The 16,309-nt window shown below is 43.3% G+C and carries 13 protein-coding genes; 8 read left to right on the forward strand and 5 right to left on the reverse strand.

Annotated elements, in window-relative coordinates:
• The first annotated feature begins 2 nt into the window (after nucleotides 1-2).
• Entirely contained in the window at nucleotides 3-1,115 is a 1,113-nt protein-coding gene (locus ACMXYW_RS03665) for an ABC transporter ATP-binding protein (protein WP_415905256.1), read from the forward strand.
• A 509-nt stretch (nucleotides 1,116-1,624) separates the two neighbouring features.
• A complete protein-coding gene (gene phbB / locus ACMXYW_RS03670; RefSeq protein WP_415905257.1) occupies nucleotides 1,625-2,374 on the forward strand; it encodes an acetoacetyl-CoA reductase in 750 nt (249 codons plus the stop codon).
• A gap of 60 nt (nucleotides 2,375-2,434) precedes the next feature.
• Here the strand turns inward: phbB and ACMXYW_RS03675 are convergent, their stop codons facing one another.
• Together ACMXYW_RS03675 and ACMXYW_RS03680 are read right to left on the reverse strand one after the other, a co-directional pair.
• Complete coding sequence (locus ACMXYW_RS03675; RefSeq protein ID WP_415905258.1) at nucleotides 2,435-5,269, reverse strand: DUF349 domain-containing protein; 2,835 nt, start codon at nucleotides 5,267-5,269, stop codon at nucleotides 2,435-2,437.
• A gap of 291 nt (nucleotides 5,270-5,560) precedes the next feature.
• On the reverse strand, nucleotides 5,561-5,986 hold the full coding sequence (locus tag ACMXYW_RS03680) for a YchJ family protein (RefSeq protein WP_415887140.1): 426 nt from the start codon (nucleotides 5,984-5,986) through the stop codon (nucleotides 5,561-5,563).
• A 125-nt stretch (nucleotides 5,987-6,111) separates the two neighbouring features.
• Between ACMXYW_RS03680 and sbcB the strand changes: the two genes are divergently transcribed.
• Together sbcB and ACMXYW_RS03690 are read left to right on the forward strand one after the other, a co-directional pair.
• Nucleotides 6,112-7,578 (forward strand): exodeoxyribonuclease I, encoded by a 1,467-nt coding sequence (sbcB, locus tag ACMXYW_RS03685; protein ID WP_415897633.1) that lies wholly within the window; start codon nucleotides 6,112-6,114, stop codon nucleotides 7,576-7,578.
• On the forward strand, nucleotides 7,568-8,071 hold the full coding sequence (locus ACMXYW_RS03690; RefSeq protein WP_415905259.1) for a hypothetical protein: 504 nt from the start codon (nucleotides 7,568-7,570) through the stop codon (nucleotides 8,069-8,071). The genes sbcB and ACMXYW_RS03690 overlap by 11 nt, the downstream gene beginning before the upstream one ends.
• A 29-nt stretch (nucleotides 8,072-8,100) precedes the next feature.
• Here the strand turns inward: ACMXYW_RS03690 and ACMXYW_RS03695 are convergent, their stop codons facing one another.
• Nucleotides 8,101-10,935 carry an insulinase family protein gene (locus tag ACMXYW_RS03695; RefSeq protein ID WP_415905260.1) on the reverse strand — a complete coding sequence of 945 codons (2,835 nt, stop codon included), beginning with the start codon at nucleotides 10,933-10,935 and terminating at the stop codon, nucleotides 8,101-8,103.
• A 97-nt stretch (nucleotides 10,936-11,032) separates the two neighbouring features.
• Here ACMXYW_RS03695 and ACMXYW_RS03700 point away from each other — a divergent pair, with 97 nt between their 5' ends.
• From ACMXYW_RS03700 to ACMXYW_RS03715, 4 genes are read left to right on the forward strand one after another with little or no spacing between them, the layout of a single operon-like run.
• Nucleotides 11,033-11,470, forward strand: coding sequence for a DUF6394 family protein (locus ACMXYW_RS03700; protein ID WP_415883675.1), 438 nt, complete (start codon nucleotides 11,033-11,035; stop codon nucleotides 11,468-11,470).
• Nucleotides 11,471-11,529: 59 nt separating this feature from the next.
• Nucleotides 11,530-13,185, forward strand: a complete 1,656-nt coding sequence (locus ACMXYW_RS03705; protein WP_415905261.1) for an NAD-binding protein — start codon at nucleotides 11,530-11,532, stop codon at nucleotides 13,183-13,185.
• Between the two features lie 17 nt (nucleotides 13,186-13,202).
• Nucleotides 13,203-14,090, forward strand: a complete 888-nt coding sequence (locus ACMXYW_RS03710) for a DMT family transporter (protein ID WP_415905262.1) — start codon at nucleotides 13,203-13,205, stop codon at nucleotides 14,088-14,090.
• 16 nt (nucleotides 14,091-14,106) lie between these two features.
• A complete protein-coding gene (locus tag ACMXYW_RS03715) occupies nucleotides 14,107-14,997 on the forward strand; it encodes a Tim44 domain-containing protein (RefSeq protein ID WP_415905263.1) in 891 nt (296 codons plus the stop codon).
• A 72-nt stretch (nucleotides 14,998-15,069) separates the two neighbouring features.
• On the opposite strand, the gene yaaA is transcribed toward ACMXYW_RS03715, so the two are convergent.
• Nucleotides 15,070-15,846 carry a peroxide stress protein YaaA gene (gene yaaA, locus ACMXYW_RS03720; protein WP_415905264.1) on the reverse strand — a complete coding sequence of 259 codons (777 nt, stop codon included), beginning with the start codon at nucleotides 15,844-15,846 and terminating at the stop codon, nucleotides 15,070-15,072.
• 107 nt (nucleotides 15,847-15,953) lie between these two features.
• Nucleotides 15,954-16,229 carry a hypothetical protein gene (locus ACMXYW_RS03725; protein ID WP_415883680.1) on the reverse strand — a complete coding sequence of 92 codons (276 nt, stop codon included), beginning with the start codon at nucleotides 16,227-16,229 and terminating at the stop codon, nucleotides 15,954-15,956.
• Between the last annotated feature and the right edge of the window lie 80 nt (nucleotides 16,230-16,309).

The raw sequence follows: 16,309 nt of genomic DNA on the forward strand, positions 1-16,309 counted from the left end.
TTATGAGCCAAGCAAAACACCTTTTAATTGATGATGTGACCTTAGCCTATGGTGATGTTGAGGTTGTGCATAATGTTTCATTGGGATTAGAAAAGGGTGAAATTGGTTGTCTCTTGGGACCGAGTGGCTGTGGTAAATCTACACTGCTAAGATCGATTGCAGGGTTTGAGCCGGTTAAATCTGGCGAGATTTCCATGTTGGGGCAGCAGCTATCCACTTCACAATTTTGCATGCCTACAGAGCAGCGCAATATAGGTATGGTTTTCCAAGATATCGCATTGTTCCCGCATTTGAGTATCGCGGATAATATTGCGTTTGGAATCAAAAATTGGAGCAAAGCTGATAAGAATACCCGTATTTCAGAGCTGCTTGAGCTTGTCGGCTTACCTGGTGTAGAGGAACGTTACCCTCATTCCTTATCGGGTGGTCAGCAACAACGAATCGCGCTTGCACGTGCGATGGCGCCAAAGCCAGACTTGCTGTTGTTAGATGAGCCGTTTTCTGGCTTAGATGCTAACCTTCGTGAAACTCTAGTGCCTGAGATTCGAGATATTCTCAAGCAAGAAGAGATGAGCGCTATTCTGGTAACACACGATCAGATGGAAGCCTTTGCAATGGCAGATAAAATTGCCGTAATGCAACAAGGGGTTATTCAACAGTGGGGCACGGCTTTTAATATCTATCACGAACCAAAAACTCGCTTTGTGGCGGACTTTATCGGTTTGGGAGAATTTCTTAAGGCGCGTATCAAAGATGCTTATTCGGTTGAGACATCATTAGGCGTTTTGGTCGGGGACGAACAGTTAGTCTATGCGCCAGGGACTGACGTTGAGTTGTTAATTCGACCAGATGATATTCAGCATCAAGAAGACAGTGATATAACGGGGCTCATTGTCAGCAAATGGTTTAGAGGCTCGCACTACCTTTACCAAGTTCAGTTGGATAATGGCGAAATCGTACCTTGTATCACCGCGTGTCATCATGACCATGATGTAGGTGAGCGTATCGGGTTAAAAATTGAATTTGACCACCTTGTTGTCCTTCCGATTTGTGATCCAGAATCGGGGATTTGTGAAATACAAGAGTCAGATGTTGTACCCGCTGCGGGAGCTTGAATACGCGTTTACCCTTAAACTTTCTGTTTACGTCGCTCTAACTCGTTAAAACTGTTAACTATTTTACAATGCTAGCGGTTGTTGCGATGCGGTAAAAAATAGATAGTTTAATGGCTTTTCTTAACGATAAAGAAATTTACATTCTTAATCTGATCAATATTCTTAACTTACTGAAAAGCCAGTCTTTATGCCGGTTTCTTAATTTCTGTTGTTTTTTGTTCTATACATCTCTTTTGCCGTTATAGATTCAATCGCGAATATTATTGTTGCATTGCGTCAGCTTCCTCGGATGTGCTGGTTTGTCACTTTTATTTCATAGTATTGGATTATCCTTATTACTCTTCAACCAAAGTCATATTATTATCGTTGAAGAGATCGGATTATGATCGATATATAACCAACTTATGAAATACCTTTATAAAGCCTCGAGCTGGTCGGTATTCTTAGTTTGGAAATGATGGACCATAAATAATTACTACAAAGCACAAATGCGTATAAGGGGATGTAACATGGGTCAGAAAATTGCCCTAGTAACAGGTGGAACAGGTGGCTTAGGAACATCTATTTGCCGTGAATTGGTTGATGGTGGATTCCGAGTAGTTGCTGGTTACAACAGCGGTGGAGATCATTCAAAAGCTCAAGCTTGGCAAGCAGAGCAAAAAGCAGCAGGTTATGATATCGATGTGGCTTACGGCGATGTAACGGACGCTGAGTCTTGTGCACAATGTATCGCTACAGTAGAAGAGCTAACTGGTGGCTCAATTGATATTCTTATCAACAATGCTGGTATTACTCGCGATGGCCAGTTTAAAAAGATGAGCTGGGAACAGTGGGATGAGGTGTTAACAGCAAACCTTGATTCTATGTTCCACATGACCCGTTTAGTTATTAACGGCATGATTGATAGCGGCTGGGGCCGTATCATCAATATCTCTTCCGTAAACGCTCAGAAAGGTCAGTTTGGTCAGTGTAACTACTCTGCAGCAAAAGCAGGTATTCATGGTTTCACTAAAGCCTTGGCTCAAGAGGTTGCACGTAAAGGTGTGACGGTAAATACTGTTTCGCCTGGTTATATTAAAACTGCAATGGTGGCGAAGATCGCTCAAGAGATTCAAGATCAGATTTGCGCTGGTATCCCTGTAGGTCGTTTTGGTACGCCTGAAGAGATTGGTCACATGTGTAATTTCTTGTGTGGCGAGCATTCTGGTTATATCACAGGTGCGGATATGTCGGTGAATGGCGGCTTGCACATGTCATAAAGCTGAATAGCTTATATATAAAAAAACCGCTTTTTAGCGGTTTTTTTGTTTCTAATCTTTTTACAGTAATTGCTGCAATCTTTCTTCAAAGCGTTCATTGAACTCTTCGAAATGAGCGGCAAAAGGTATGCCTAGCCATTCTTGTTCAAGCTGTTTGATCTCACTGAGATTAAAGCCCTGCTTTTGTTCAGCTAGTGCTTGCTGTAAGCGTTCCATCTGATATTCCATGCGCAGTGCTTGATCTTCCGGTGGTGACGGCTGAGAAGTTGCGATCTCCAAGCGAATGCACAGATGACGCAAACGTTGCTCTTGGGTATTGATCATCTCATCCATTTGATCTGGATTAGAGATCAGAGATAGCAGAACAGCAAAGCGCTGATCAATATCTGATGTATCAGAAGGTGATGCAGGTTCGTGTTCCCAAGCTTCTCGCAGTGTGTCTAAGCAGTCGCTTGTCGTTTCATCCAAAATTGCATGTTCAAGCTGTTCACAGATCTCTGCTTTACGCTGAATCGTCAGATATGGCTCAGACTCAAATTGTTTTAACTCGTGCTTTTGGCGCTGCACATAGTTAATCGCTTTCTCGATACGCTCAGATAGCGTTTCGTCCTCTACCGGAAGGTGCTGTTGCATTGAGCCAAGCAATTCTTGTAGATGGTTTAGACTGGCGCCGGTTTCAATCAGCTGTTCAAGTTCAGTGCACTGCTTTTCTAAAGCATTACTGTTTTGTGACGGAGAGCTGCCTTCTTTCGATGATGATTTATCAGCGAAATACATTTCAAAAATTTGACTGCAGTTCTCTCTGAATTGGTTCCAAAGCTTTCGTTCCTGATTACGTGGAGCAGGGCCAATTAGTTTCCAAGCCTTTTGCAGCTCTTTAACCTGCTCTGTTGCATCATGAAGATTTGTTGCTTGCAGAAGTTGCTCTGTTTCGGCGATTAAACTTTGTTTTTCTTTGGCGTTCGCTTGTCGAATCTCTTTTAGCGGCGCATCTAACTCTTTTAGCAGTTGATCGAATTGAACTTGTAGCTTTTTACCTGGAGCACGATCAACAGGAGAGTAATTGCGCCATTCTGTTTTCGCTTGATGGATCTGATGACTATAGTCTTTCCAGCTTTCGACAGTCTCTTCTTGAGGTGCTTGTAGGTTTTTTAGCTCCTCTAAGATCAGTTGGCGCTTTTCTAAATTGCTCTTGCGAATATCTCGTTGTTGAGCAAAGTGCTGGTCACAAGGCGCATATGCAGTGTCAGAGGCCTTCTTGAAACGCTTCCAAAGCTGTTGCGAATGAACCGAATCGGTCGCATCAAGTAGTTTCCACTCTTTCTGGATTCTACGAACTTGGGTTGCTAAATCTTGTACTGCTAGGTTGGATTGGCTAAGCGCTTCCATCTCTTCACATAGGGATTCTTTTTTCGGTGCAACTGCATAAGCTTGCCAATCCCTAATCTCTTGGAGTTCTGCTCCAAGTGCTTTAATGCGCTGTTCAAGCTCTGGCGTTAGATTGCCATTTAAGCGTTTGCTTAGCTGTTCCGCTTTTTTAATTTGCTTATCTGCTGAGCGAATTTCGCCGGATGAGATCGCAGATTTTAGCCCGTCTAAGACATCGCTAAGCTCTTTTTGTTGCTGTAGCGCATGATTATTATCGGCGTCTAGACGCAACTTCGCGTTAGCTATGCCTTCTTCTAGCTGTGCTAGTGAAGCAGGCTTCTCTTGTAATTTAGGCCAGCTAAATTTGTTTATCAGCTGTGTAGCTTCTTGCGCGGCTTTGTTTAATGGCTCTATTTCAGATGAACTATTCAATACAGTACACAGAGCTTTAATTTTCTCTTCAGCTTCAAGCAGGTGAAAATAAGAAACCAATAGGTTCTTTAATTGAGCGGTGATTTTATCGAAGCTAGCCTGCTCATCTTTGCTGCTGTATTGCTTAACTGCTGTCCAATCAGTACAAAGTGATTCCAATCGAGACTGGAATGATTTTAGCTGTTCCTGATCTGCGGGTAATGCGGTGCTTTGTTCTTTTAGAATGCAAAGTTCAGAGTAAACAGCGTGGCTTTGTGCTTTTTGCTTCTCCAGCTGAGCTGCTTTCTCTTGTTTAGCTTGCTGTTCTGCAGCATGCTTTTGGATTTTTTCGGAACAGCGAATAAGGTTCTCTTGGAAAAGCTCTTGTTGTTCGGCATTCGTCGAAGGGCGAAGTTTTTCCCAGTCTGCTTCAATAGCAGTCATCTTCGCGGAATACAGCGGGAAGAATTCAGTTGTTGAGAGTTGTTGAATAGACGCTAACTGTTTCTGGATCGCTTCTTGTTGAACTTGTTCTCGCTTATGTTGTTCGCGAATGACTTGAAGCTTTTCTTTAGTGACTTTAACGACGCCTTTATCTTTATTGCGAGCTGCCTTTTGGAGTTGCTCAAGAATCTCTTCACTATTGATCTGTCCGGCAGCTAGGACGCGCAAACTAGCCCGTTGGCTTTTCTCTGCGATAAGAACAAGGTCATGATCGTCAGTAACTTGGGTAACGGCTTGCTCACGAAGTTGTTCGTCTTGGCTATTAAGAGCAATGTGAGTCAGTAGATCGCTATCTGTAATGTAGGCCAGCGCGGTACTTTTTTCTTCCTGAAGCGGTGTTTCTTCTTGGCTCAGAAGAATCTGACTAATTTGGTGTAGAGCTAACTGCTGGATATTGCTAGAACTGTCGTTCTGGCTAATCTGGACTAATAAGTTAAGGTCGGAGAGCTTTTCAGTAGCACTTAAGCGTACTGTTTCATCCTCATCCTTCAGTGCTAGCTGCGATAGGATAGTTTGTGCATCGGCATCAGTTTCGCGAAGCTTTGCAATCGCTTTGATCCGCTTTTCGGGCTTGGCATGTTGCCAATTTGGCTTTAAAAATCTTGCTAGCATAGTGACCTGTACTTCTACGGCTACGCGTATATATGATGGAACGCGCTACCTTTAAGGGCCAATATTCTACCTGAGAATTAGGATTCTGACAGCGTTGACATTAAGATAATGTGCCAGCAAAGAGAGTTTTTTTTGAGAGACTGTGACAAAAGAAAAGGCAAACTCAGACTATTACAGAGTTAGGGTTTGTTGCTAAGCCCAAGAAATAGAAGGTCTTTGGGAAAGGGCACGGATAAAAAAAGCAAATTTTGCTTACCGAGCCCTTATGAAAGATGAAAAATTGTCTTCTTACTAGGTCCTAACCTCTACATCACCGTCGACGTAGAACCAGAATCCATCATCTTTGCGGAAGTTCGATTTTTCATACAAAGTACCACTTTGATCATCCGTTTCGAAATTGGCTTCGAACTCAACCATTCCGGTTTCGTCAGATCGATTGCCTTGGTTTGTGTCCAAAATTGTTAGGCCTGTCCAGTTAGTGTATTTCACTTGGTCGGCTAAAATTTCGGCATCGTCTTCGCCGCGGTTTTCTGGCGCAGTGGTATTGATTAGATAATCGATAGCACCCAGCGCGAAGGCTGTGTAGCGGGATCGCATCAATGCTTCCGCCGTTGGTGCAGGTTTTTGCCCTTGTACGATTGGTTTGCAGCAGTAATCAAAAGGTTTGTTGGAACCACAGGGACAAACTTTGTTCATTACATCCTGATTATGAGACATGGGTGAACCCTTAACATTGAAATGTTAATCTGAAATACAGAGCGTTCTATTGGCTATTCTTTTAAAATATATAGCTAATAACCACATTATATCTATCAGATTTACCCTTTTGGCAAGGATAATTTATGGCTAATGCGCCTTTAACATTTTTTTGGCATGACTATGAAACATTTGGCGCAGATCCTAAACGCGATTGGCCGGTCCAGTTTGCTGGTATTCGTACCGATGATCAGCTAAACATCATCGAAGAGCCGGTGATGTTTTATTGCAAACCAAGTGAGGACCAACTCCCTCATCCAGAAGCGTGTTTGATTACAGGGATTACACCGCAAAAAGCGATAGAAGAGGGTGTGTGTGAAGCGGATTTCTTTGCACAGATTCATGAGCAGCTTGCTCGTCCTGGTACTTGTGGTGTGGGCTACAACAGCATTCGTTTTGATGATGAAGTAACGCGATATGGTTTGTATCGTAACTTCTTTGATCCCTATTCCCGAGAGTGGCAAAACGGTTGTTCCCGTTGGGATATTATCGATATGTTGCGATTAACTCGATCCTTACGCCCTGAAGGGATTACTTGGCCTAAATATGAAGATGGATCTCCAAGTCTAAGGCTAGAAGATTTAACGGTAGCTAATGGTATTGATCATGGTCATGCCCATGATGCTTTATCAGATGTGTATGCCACGATTGAGATGGCAAAGCTGGTTCGGGATAAGCAGCCTAAGTTATTTAATTACGTGCTAAATAACCGCAGTAAGCAATCTATTCAAAACCTTCTAGACCCGCAAAGTCATAAGCCTGTGTTGCATGTTTCTTCTCGTTATCCGGTTGAACATGGTAATGCTGCTATTGTGGCACCCTTGGCGACACACCCTGTGAATAAAAATGGGGTGTTAGTGTGGGATCTGCGTGTGAATCCAGAACCTCTGATGCAATTACCGGTCGAAGAGTTGAGGCGTTTACTTTATACCAAGCATTCAGAACTCACTGACGCAGACCCGAAAATTGCGTTAAAGCAGGTGCATATAAATAAGTGCCCGATCATAGCGCCTGCCGGCATGTTGAATACTGAGGAAGCGGCCCGTTTGCAGATTGATGGGGATGTGTGTCGAACGCATTTGCAGATGCTAAGAAGTTTTACTGGTCTGTCGCAGAAAATTGCCGATATCTATAGTGAGAGCCCTTTTGAGGCGGAAAGCGATCCGGATATGATGCTATACAGTGGCGGTTTCTTTACGCCATCTGATCGTAAATCTATGGATCAAATTCGCCAAACGGGCCCTATGGAGTTGGCTGAGCTGGATCTGCCATTCCAAGATCCTCGGCTTGAGGAGATGTTGTTGCGCTATAAAGCGCGTAATTGCAGCTCCGTGTTAAGCCACGAAGAGCAGATGCAATGGGAAGATTACCGTCGTCGTAAGTTGTTAAAGGGCGAGGGCGGTCATTTGACTATGGATACATTCTATCAGCGATTGAATGAGCTCTATGGTCAGCCTGAAATGGATGATAATAAACGCCATATTCTAGAAGAGTTAGCTGTATACGCTGAGGCTATTTATCCTATGGAAGATGCTTTTGACGATGCTTACTAGATCGGCTGTTCTCGGTCTTTTACTTTTTTCTTGCGCTATCTATGCGGAGGAAGAGGTTGAACTGCCTATCGAATACGATATCACCTCACCTAAAGGCTATTACTATGGCACGGTAGATGGTGAAACTGCCTATAAAGATTGGCGAAGGGGCACCTTCGATAAAGAAAGGATGAATGAGGTTCAACCTAAAGACCTGCCCAGCAATCTGCCTGAACCTGTGGTGATTCCTTATGTTCCACCAGTGGTAAATGAAGTACCGGTAGGCAAACCGAAAAAGCCACCATTAAAAGGTGAGGACAAGATCTTTGTCCAGATCGGTAAGGATGAGAAAAAAGCGCGATGCCTTATCTTAGGGCAAGGTTGTGAAGAGCTAGTTGAGCCTGAAGTAAAAGATTCTGTTTATTTCCGACCGATAGAAGCGCAAAAGCAAAAACAGTTGGAATTAGAGCAAGAAAAAGCTAAAAAACGCACGATTATTAATCCAGACCAATAATCGTGCGATTTTCTTAGTGAGAGGGACCTTCAGTTATCAGGAGTGAAAGCGCCCTGATCTCTACGTTGCTTAAATAATCGAGTTAATTGTGTCGGCTCGGTTGTAGGGCGTTCAAACTTCTTGCCTGTGCTTAAGACCGTTAAACGGCGATCAAACAAACCTGCGTAGCGTTTGGATAGATCGTCTAAGGTTACTTTCTCTACAGCTTCCGCAAGCTTCTTGCGGGTATCAAACTCTGTTTCACCCCAATCGAGCTCTCTCCAGAACCGCTTAGTACGACTGGATAGCTTTTTATCCTGCTTTGTTATTCTTGAAATCACACTGCGTTTAAATTTGTTCAGCTCTTCCTGGTTTAATTGCGAGATCAAATTGCTCGATTGCATTAAGAACTGATCAATCTCTTTTACCAGAGTTTTGCCGTCTGCCACAGGGGATTGCACAATAAATGCAATACCCGGTGTTTTGTGCATCTGCAGAGGTGTACCGAAGACGATGTAACCTAATTGTTTTTCGGTGCGCAGCTGATTATAGAAAGGTGCGGATAAAATTTCGCTCAATACAGAGAATTCAGCTTTCTCTTTGTTACTGTTGTTATTGCCTTGTAGCAAAACAGAGATCGCCGAATCATCATGATCAATCACTAACTTATCTGTAAGTTGCTGCTGGCGTGGTACTTGAACTACCTGAACAGGTGCCACTTCTTTAGCGCCTGATTGCCACAGGTTATCTTTAATCAATGAAGCCACAGTTTCGGCGTCTGTTGCGCTTAAATTGCCATGTGTGAGTAGTTTAATATCCGGCGTTTCCTGCAATTTAGCAGCATAAGCGGCAAGATCTCTAACCGTCAGTTTTTCTGCTTCACGACGTTCCTCTGCATTGCTCCATTGAGGTAGAAGCAATTCATACAGACGGCTCGTCGTTTGATTGTACGGTTTATCATTTAGCTGGTTCGCTAAGTTATCTAGATACTTCTGCTTAAGGATCTCAAAACGCTCTTTTGGTAGGTCCGGTTTATTAATCGCAGAAACCACATCTTTTGTTAGTAGATCTAGCTTGTCGTTATAACCAGATAAGCGAACCGTAAAGCCCTTCATATGTGGGTAAATATTCGTGCCTAGACCAGCTAGATAAGCATCGTAGAGTGTTTCATTGAGTTGCTCTTGCAGCATCTCAGTGAAGAGGCTGTTCATCACCCAGTTTTTAGCGCTGGTATTGGCATATGGGGTTTGTAGTGTGAAATAGGCATTTGCTTTCGGCACATTAAAGCTTACATCGGTTAAATGCCAATGTTCGAAACCTTGTTTATCTTGCAGCATATAAGGCGCTTGTTTAGTTTCTGCTGCTAGAAGATCTAAGTCTTGGGCAATAAATGGGTTAGTGCTGCGAACCGTTAATTTAGGATCAATTGCTTTTACGGCGAAGCTATTCAAGGTTTCCGCGTTAAACTGAGAAACTTCAAAAGGTACGTTGTAGTCAGGTTCTGTTTGGTTGCCTTTAACATCACGCGCTTTAATGGTTACCAGCATATTCTCTGGCTTGATCTGATCCAGATATTGCTTAATCAGCTCAGGCTTAAACTCATTAAAGGTATAGTTCGCAGAGATGACTTTCTCCGTTGGGAAAAATTGCATCTGTCGTGTCAAACCGCTCACCATGTGGATGGGTTCTGATTGCTCCTGAAAGGTGAAACGGATGTTGCTCAGTTGTTTCTCTTCATCAAATAACGCTTTTTGAATTCCGCTCTGTTTTAGCAATTCAACATACTGGAATACCATTTGGATAACTTGCTGGTATTGCTCAAGCCCTTGTTCGGTTAGGCGCATGCTGACCATAAAGCTAGCTTGGTTATCCAAATCATGACCTTGTGAAGCTGAAAGGGACGTTGCCAAACCTTTCTCTTTCAGTAGAGAAAGTAAGCTACCTTTGCCTTCATAACCAATCAGGTTGCTGATGTAATACAGCGGCTTGCTTTCCCAATGACTGCGAGTTTCAGCAGTAGGGAAGGTTAGCGTAAGTGAGCGGATATCTTTTACGCTTTTGATCTTAACCAACTGCGGTAGTTGCTTCGGATTAAACAGAGATGTTTGGGTTTCAAACGCTTTAGAATCGTAGTTTTTAACCGCACTGAATTTCTCTCTTACCATCTGCTCTAATTGGTCCAGCGGCTCTCGGCCTTGCACGGCAAGCGCCATCAGATTGGCAGAATAATAGCGTTGATAAAATTCGATTAATTCCTTACGGATTGGACGCTCGGGAGTATTTGCTAGGGTTTCTAAACTACCCACTGCAAACCAGTTGTGGCTATTTTGTTGGTTCATTAAAGATTTTGTTACTGCATAGCTACGACGGTAATCATCTTTAATCTTTGATTGATATTCCGAGTGAACAGCATGACGCTCGCGATCTACGTATTTTTCATCAAATAGCGGCGCAATAAAGAATTGGGCAAAGCGATCTAAAGCAGGTTCTAAATTGTCAGCTGTGACATCAAAGAAATAGTTGGTGTTTTCCATCGACGTATAAGCATTATGGCCGCCACCGTGAGAACGGATGAAACTCTGATATTCATCCGCTGCTGGGTATTTTTCGGTGCCTAGGAACAGCATGTGTTCTAGATAATGGGCTAGGCCCGCACGATCTTTAGGGTTAGCGCTAGAGCCCACAGCTACATTCATCGAGGCAGCCGCTTTGTCACTTTTAGGATTCGAGATCAATAAAACGCGCAGCTGATTATCTAAGGTTAGGCTGCGATACATATTTGGATCGTTGGGACTTTTTTCGACGTCTGCGAATACTGATGTGGATAAAACTGCAGACAATAGACCAGCAAAAACAACTAGCCGTGGCATGGAAAGAGTTAGCATAAAAATAAGCCTTAAATCGTAAAAACACCAAAATGTTATATTGTGACAAAGCATAACGGTTAGGGTTCCTTAATCCAACTCAATGGATTTAGTATGCGTGGGTGTTACAATCCAGATCTTCGTTAAAAAAGTTCAGGAGTTGAAGGAAGCGATGAACAAGGAAAAAGTGATTTTTGCGTTTTTTATTGTGTTGGCATTGACGCTCAACTTTGGCTTCTTTCTTGGGGATATAGAAAACCCAGCTCACCATAACGTTTACGAGTTTTTTGCTGCATTAGTTGTCAGCATGATCTGTACAGTCATTAAATTTGGTGACCGAACACATCTAGGTGCACTGATGCTAGCTACCTCATTAGTTGCTGACCTGCAACTAATCGTCGCTGCAGGGATTTGGGGTTACGCAGAGCAGATTAGCGGTATTGGTATGGACCCATCTAATATGTCGAGCGTTGTTTCTCTAAGTGCTGGCGCGCTCTTAGCCAATGTTATCTCGGTTATTTTGTTGGTAGTTGAAACTGCCATGCTGCGTCGATAAGCACTGAGCGATTATTCTTTATGAATAACGTTATCTATCTATTTTTACGGCGCTTAAGAGTGCCGTTAATTACTCTGATTGTTGTTTACTCCATCTCAGTACTTGGATTTGTACTTATACCTGGGGAGGATGATCAGGGTAATGTTTACCGAATGGATTTCTTCCATGCGGTTTACTTTGTCTCCTTTATGGGGTCTACCATCGGCTTTGGTGAAATTCCTTATGAATTCACCTCTGCTCAACGTATGTGGACGCTCTTTTGTATCTACGCCACGGTAATCGCTTGGTTATACGGTATAGGTACGACACTGGCTTTGATACAAGAACCCGTATTTGGCCGCATGATGCGTAGGCGTTCCTTTACTGCAGATGTCCGGCAGATGAACGAACCCTTCTATCTGATATGTGGCTACGGTGTGACCGGTAGTGTCGTTGTTCAGCAGCTAGTACGACGTGATATTCGTGTGGTGGTAGTCGATATCAATCAGGACAAAATAGATGCGTTAGAGATGGATGAATTACCTATCTCTGTTTCCGCACTTTGTGCTGATGCCTCGCTTCCTGATATTTTGGATGCCGCTGGCCTGCAGCATCCTAAATGTATAGGGGTGATGGCGTTAACTAATCATGATCAGGTTAACCTATCTATTGCTATCGCTAGTAAACTGCTAAATCCTGAGCGGATGGTGATCAGTCGTACCGAATCTGATATTACCTCCGCCAACCTAAAATCTTTTGGTACGGATCTGGTGGTGGACCCGTTCCGGACTTACGCACAGTATCTGTCTTTAGCAGCTCATGCTCCTTATATGCATCTGGTATATGACTGGATACACAATCCATTCCATCGCCCGCTTTCCAGCGTATATCAACGTACGAAAGGGCGTTGGATCATCTGCGGGCATGGCCGTTTTGGCCGTGCGTTATATCGCGATTTTGATGAAAGTGATGTCGAACTGACAGTTTTAGATATTGATGCTGAAAAGATAAAAGACCTTCCCCATCAAGTTACCGGTGTTGGTACGGAAGCGGTTACCCTGATGGAAGCGGGTGTTATGGATGCGGTGGGTATCGTTGCGGGTACTAATAATGATGCCGATAATCTGTCTATTATGATGACCGCTCGTGAATTGAATCCCAAGCTCCTAACTGTGGTTAGGCAGAACATCCACGCGAATAGCTTAGTTTTCAAAAACAGCCGTGCCGATTTTATTATGGAGCCGGGGCGGATTATCGCTAACCGCATCCTAGCACATGTTAAATCTCCGCTAGTGCCTATATTTATCGAAGAGATGCAGAATAAATTTGATGATGTCTGGGCACATACATTGATTAATCGTATGAGCAGTGTGGTAGGGGACCGTGAGTTAGATAGTTGGGCCTATACCGTAGGCGAGAAAGAAACACCTGCTTTTATGGAAGCAAAGAAGCAGGGCTTCGAGTTGACGCTCTCTTTGTTCTTTAAAGACCCTCATAATCGCAAGAAAAATCTACATGCCTTTCCTCTAATGTTAAAGCGTGGGGATTTTATTGATATGTTGCCCGGCGAGTTGGATGAGCTACAAGAGGGCGATGAAGTCCTGATTTGTGGTTTAAATAAATCCAATCGCCGTATGCAATGGACTGTAAATAATTATAATGTCCTGCATTATGTCATTACGGGCAATGATGCGAGTAACAGTCTACTTTCGCGTTTTTTGCAGAAGAATAAATAAGACTTTCGAGGTCATATTTGGCTTATCTACTGTTAACGCTTACCACGCTTTTTTGGGCGGGTAACTTTGTTTTAGCGCGTGCTTTTTCTGTTGATATCCCTCCGATTACGCTAGCGTTAATTCGCTGGTCATTAGCGTTCGTTATTTTATTACCTTTTGCTATCCCCGCCATTTATAAGCATCGTGATGTGATTCGACAGTATTGGCCTAGGTTGGTGCTGTTTGGCGCTTTGAGTGTTGCTGGCTTCAACACCTTAGCTTATATCGGCTTGCAAACGACGACCGCTATGAATGGCACGTTGATGCAATCCTCTATGCCGATCATGATCCTCTGTATGAGCACATTAGTGCTTCGTGAGTCTGCGACCATGCGGCAATGGTTAGGTGTATTGCTTTCGCTACTAGGTGTTTTAGCATTGATCAGTAAAGGTGATCCTGAGGCTTTAATGTCGCTTAATTTCAATAGTGGCGACCTTTGGGTGCTACTCGCAATGTTTGTTTGGGCTTGTTACAGCCTAGCATTGCGTTGGAAACCGAAAGAGATGAGTGGGTTTGCGTTCTTCTCGGTTTCTTTAACCGTAGGGGTGATTATTCTAGTACCGCTTTCACTGTTGGAAACTGAGCGAGCTTTGCAGATTAAGTGGGATACGGATCTGATGTTACTGATCTCTTACTTAGCAGTATTCCCCTCGATTCTGGCTTATCTTTTCTGGAATTACGGTGTTGAGAAGCTCGGTGCGCATAAAGCAGGGTTGTTTATTCACCAAGTGCCAATGTGGGGAATTGTATTGTCGGTGATTTTCCTCGCAGAGCAGGTTCAGGCTTTTCATTTATGGGGTATCGCTTTAATATTCACAGGGATTTATCTTGCTGTAGTTGCCGGTACAGTTACCGGTAAAAGTTAGTTATTTAGGAGAAACAATGCGGACTTTTTTGGTTACTTTAATGGCGGTATTTTTGATTTCGCTTCCTATCGCTGAGACAGCTGAAGCTAAGCGCTTTGGTGGTGGATCTTCATTTGGTAAAAGCTTTTCTTCACCTAAAAAATCACAGCCTGCTCAACAGCAACAAAAGCAAGCTGATAAAACGACAACAAACACAACTACAGCACCTAAGAAAAAAGGTTTTGGTGGTTTGATGGCTGGTTTGTTGGCGGGTGGTATTTTTGGCGCGTTACTATTCGGTGGGGCGTTTGAAGGTCTGCAGTTTATGGATCTGATTCTAATCGCTGCGGTGATCTTTATTGTTTACAAAATCTTCTCGATGCGAAAACAGGCGCAGCGTCCGGATTACGCAACGCAAGGTGGTCATGGGCAAGGTCAGCCTTATACACCAGAACAGCAGCCACAGCCAATGCAGCGCGAAGCTCAAACTGAGAACGTGCAGGAGTTTAAACCAATGCCTACTTATGATTCCGGTTGGGGTGATTCTGCTGAGATCGAGATTCCTTCTTGGTTTAATAAAGACGCATTCTTGGAAGGTTCCCGTGAGCACTTTGTAAACCTACAAAAGGCTTGGGATCGTTCTGATTGGGACGAAATCCGTACGTATACTTCTGAAGAGTTGTTTAATGCGCTTCAGCAAGAGCGTGCTAAGTCACCAGCTGATCAGGTAACAGAAGTTGTATCGGTTATGTCTGAGTTAGCTAACTTCATCACTCAAGAAGATGAGGTGATTGTGAGCATTAACTTCTACGGTTGGTTGAAAGAGAATGCCTCTGAAGCGACTGAGTTTAATGAAACGTGGCACTTGGCACGTGATATGACTAAAGAAAATGCGGATTGGTTTATCGTCGGTATCGAGCAAAACTAAGCTGATACCCACCACTAAAAAAGCCAAAGCAATATGCTTTGGCTTTTTTGTATCTGGGATAAGCGAAGAGGTTTACTCTTCGTGATCGCGGATGAATGTCCAAGTATCGCCTTCGGACATGCTCTCAGCGAAACGGTAACCTTCAAGATCAAAGCCTTTTAAGTCTTCAGGGTTTTCGATCTTGTTTTGAATAATGTAGCGGGTCATCAAACCTCGAGCTTTTTTAGCGTAGAAGCTGATCATCTTATATTGACCATTTTTCCAGTCTTTAAACGCTGGCGTGATGATACGTGCGGAGATGTTTTTCTCTTTAGCTGCTTTGTAGTACTCATTAGAAGCAAGGTTAATCAGTACCTGCTCCTTCTGCTCAGCAAGTTCCTGATTCAAGCGTTCACAGATCTGAGTGCCCCAAAATTCATATAGGTTTTTACCGCGGCTATTAGTTAGCTTTGTGCCCATTTCTAATCGATATGGCTGCATCAGATCGAGCGGTTTCAACACGCCATAAAGACCTGAAAGGATGCGTAGGTGATCCTGTGCAAAAGCTAGGTCTTCTTCCGATAAAGTTTCAGCATCTAAGCCTGTGTATACATCACCTTTAAATGCTAGAACGGCTTGTTTAGCGTTCTCTGTATTGAATTCAGGTGTCCATGATTCATAACGGGCAACGTTTAAACTGGCCAGTTTGTCGCTCAACTTCATCATCTGAGCAATATCCTGTACGGAATGCTTTTTCAGTTCATCAATGAGAAGTTGGGAATGATCAAGAAACTCTGGCTGGCTGTATGTTTCAGTGACAGGGGCAGTTTCATAATCCAGAGTTTTGGCAGGTGATACGACAATCAGCATAGGAAAAATCTATCTTTGCAGTAAAAAGTCTATAGATAATAACCCTGTCTGTAGATACAAAAAAGGCCATTTTTAATATGGCCTTTTCTGGATCGAATCATCTGCAATTAAGAGGCGGTTCGTTTCTTGTAAAGCGTATGAGCAACAGTGCAGATGGCTGTGCCAACACAGACGAGTAGCGCTGGAATCAGTGGGTTTTCTAACGTGCCGGTTATCTTCATTAAAAGTCCTGAAATAAGGAAGCCGCCGAACAGGCATAAAATGCCCGACATCACACACATTACGATTGCATTGAGATTACGCTCAGGGCTTTGAAAAATGTACCAGCCAGCACTGGCAAACAGAGCGGATAAAGTAACCCAAGAAGCGATAGAATCAGTCATAAAATTCTCAGTATTGTTATTGTTGTAGGCCTATTAAGCCCTAACCTAGCAGCGCTGTCATCTCGACATTGGGTGGATAC

This window comes from Neptuniibacter sp. QD48_55, from assembly GCF_047778115.1.
Lineage (GTDB): Bacteria > Pseudomonadota > Gammaproteobacteria > Pseudomonadales > Balneatricaceae > Neptuniibacter.

Bases quoted from the DNA above. Each gene is read 5' to 3' on its own strand.
- ACMXYW_RS03665 (WP_415905256.1), top strand. From the start codon at position 3: ATGAGCCAAGCAAAACACCTTTTAATTGATGATGTGACCTTAGCCTAT.
- phbB (WP_415905257.1), top strand. From the start codon at position 1,625: ATGGGTCAGAAAATTGCCCTAGTAACAGGTGGAACAGGTGGCTTAGGA.
- ACMXYW_RS03675 (WP_415905258.1), bottom strand. From the start codon at position 5,269: ATGCTAGCAAGATTTTTAAAGCCAAATTGGCAACATGCCAAGCCCGAA.
- ACMXYW_RS03680 (WP_415887140.1), bottom strand. From the start codon at position 5,986: ATGTCTCATAATCAGGATGTAATGAACAAAGTTTGTCCCTGTGGTTCC.
- sbcB (WP_415897633.1), top strand. From the start codon at position 6,112: ATGGCTAATGCGCCTTTAACATTTTTTTGGCATGACTATGAAACATTT.
- ACMXYW_RS03690 (WP_415905259.1), top strand. From the start codon at position 7,568: ATGCTTACTAGATCGGCTGTTCTCGGTCTTTTACTTTTTTCTTGCGCT.
- ACMXYW_RS03695 (WP_415905260.1), bottom strand. From the start codon at position 10,935: ATGCTAACTCTTTCCATGCCACGGCTAGTTGTTTTTGCTGGTCTATTG.
- ACMXYW_RS03715 (WP_415905263.1), top strand. From the start codon at position 14,107: ATGCGGACTTTTTTGGTTACTTTAATGGCGGTATTTTTGATTTCGCTT.
- yaaA (WP_415905264.1), bottom strand. From the start codon at position 15,846: ATGCTGATTGTCGTATCACCTGCCAAAACTCTGGATTATGAAACTGCC.
- ACMXYW_RS03725 (WP_415883680.1), bottom strand. From the start codon at position 16,229: ATGACTGATTCTATCGCTTCTTGGGTTACTTTATCCGCTCTGTTTGCC.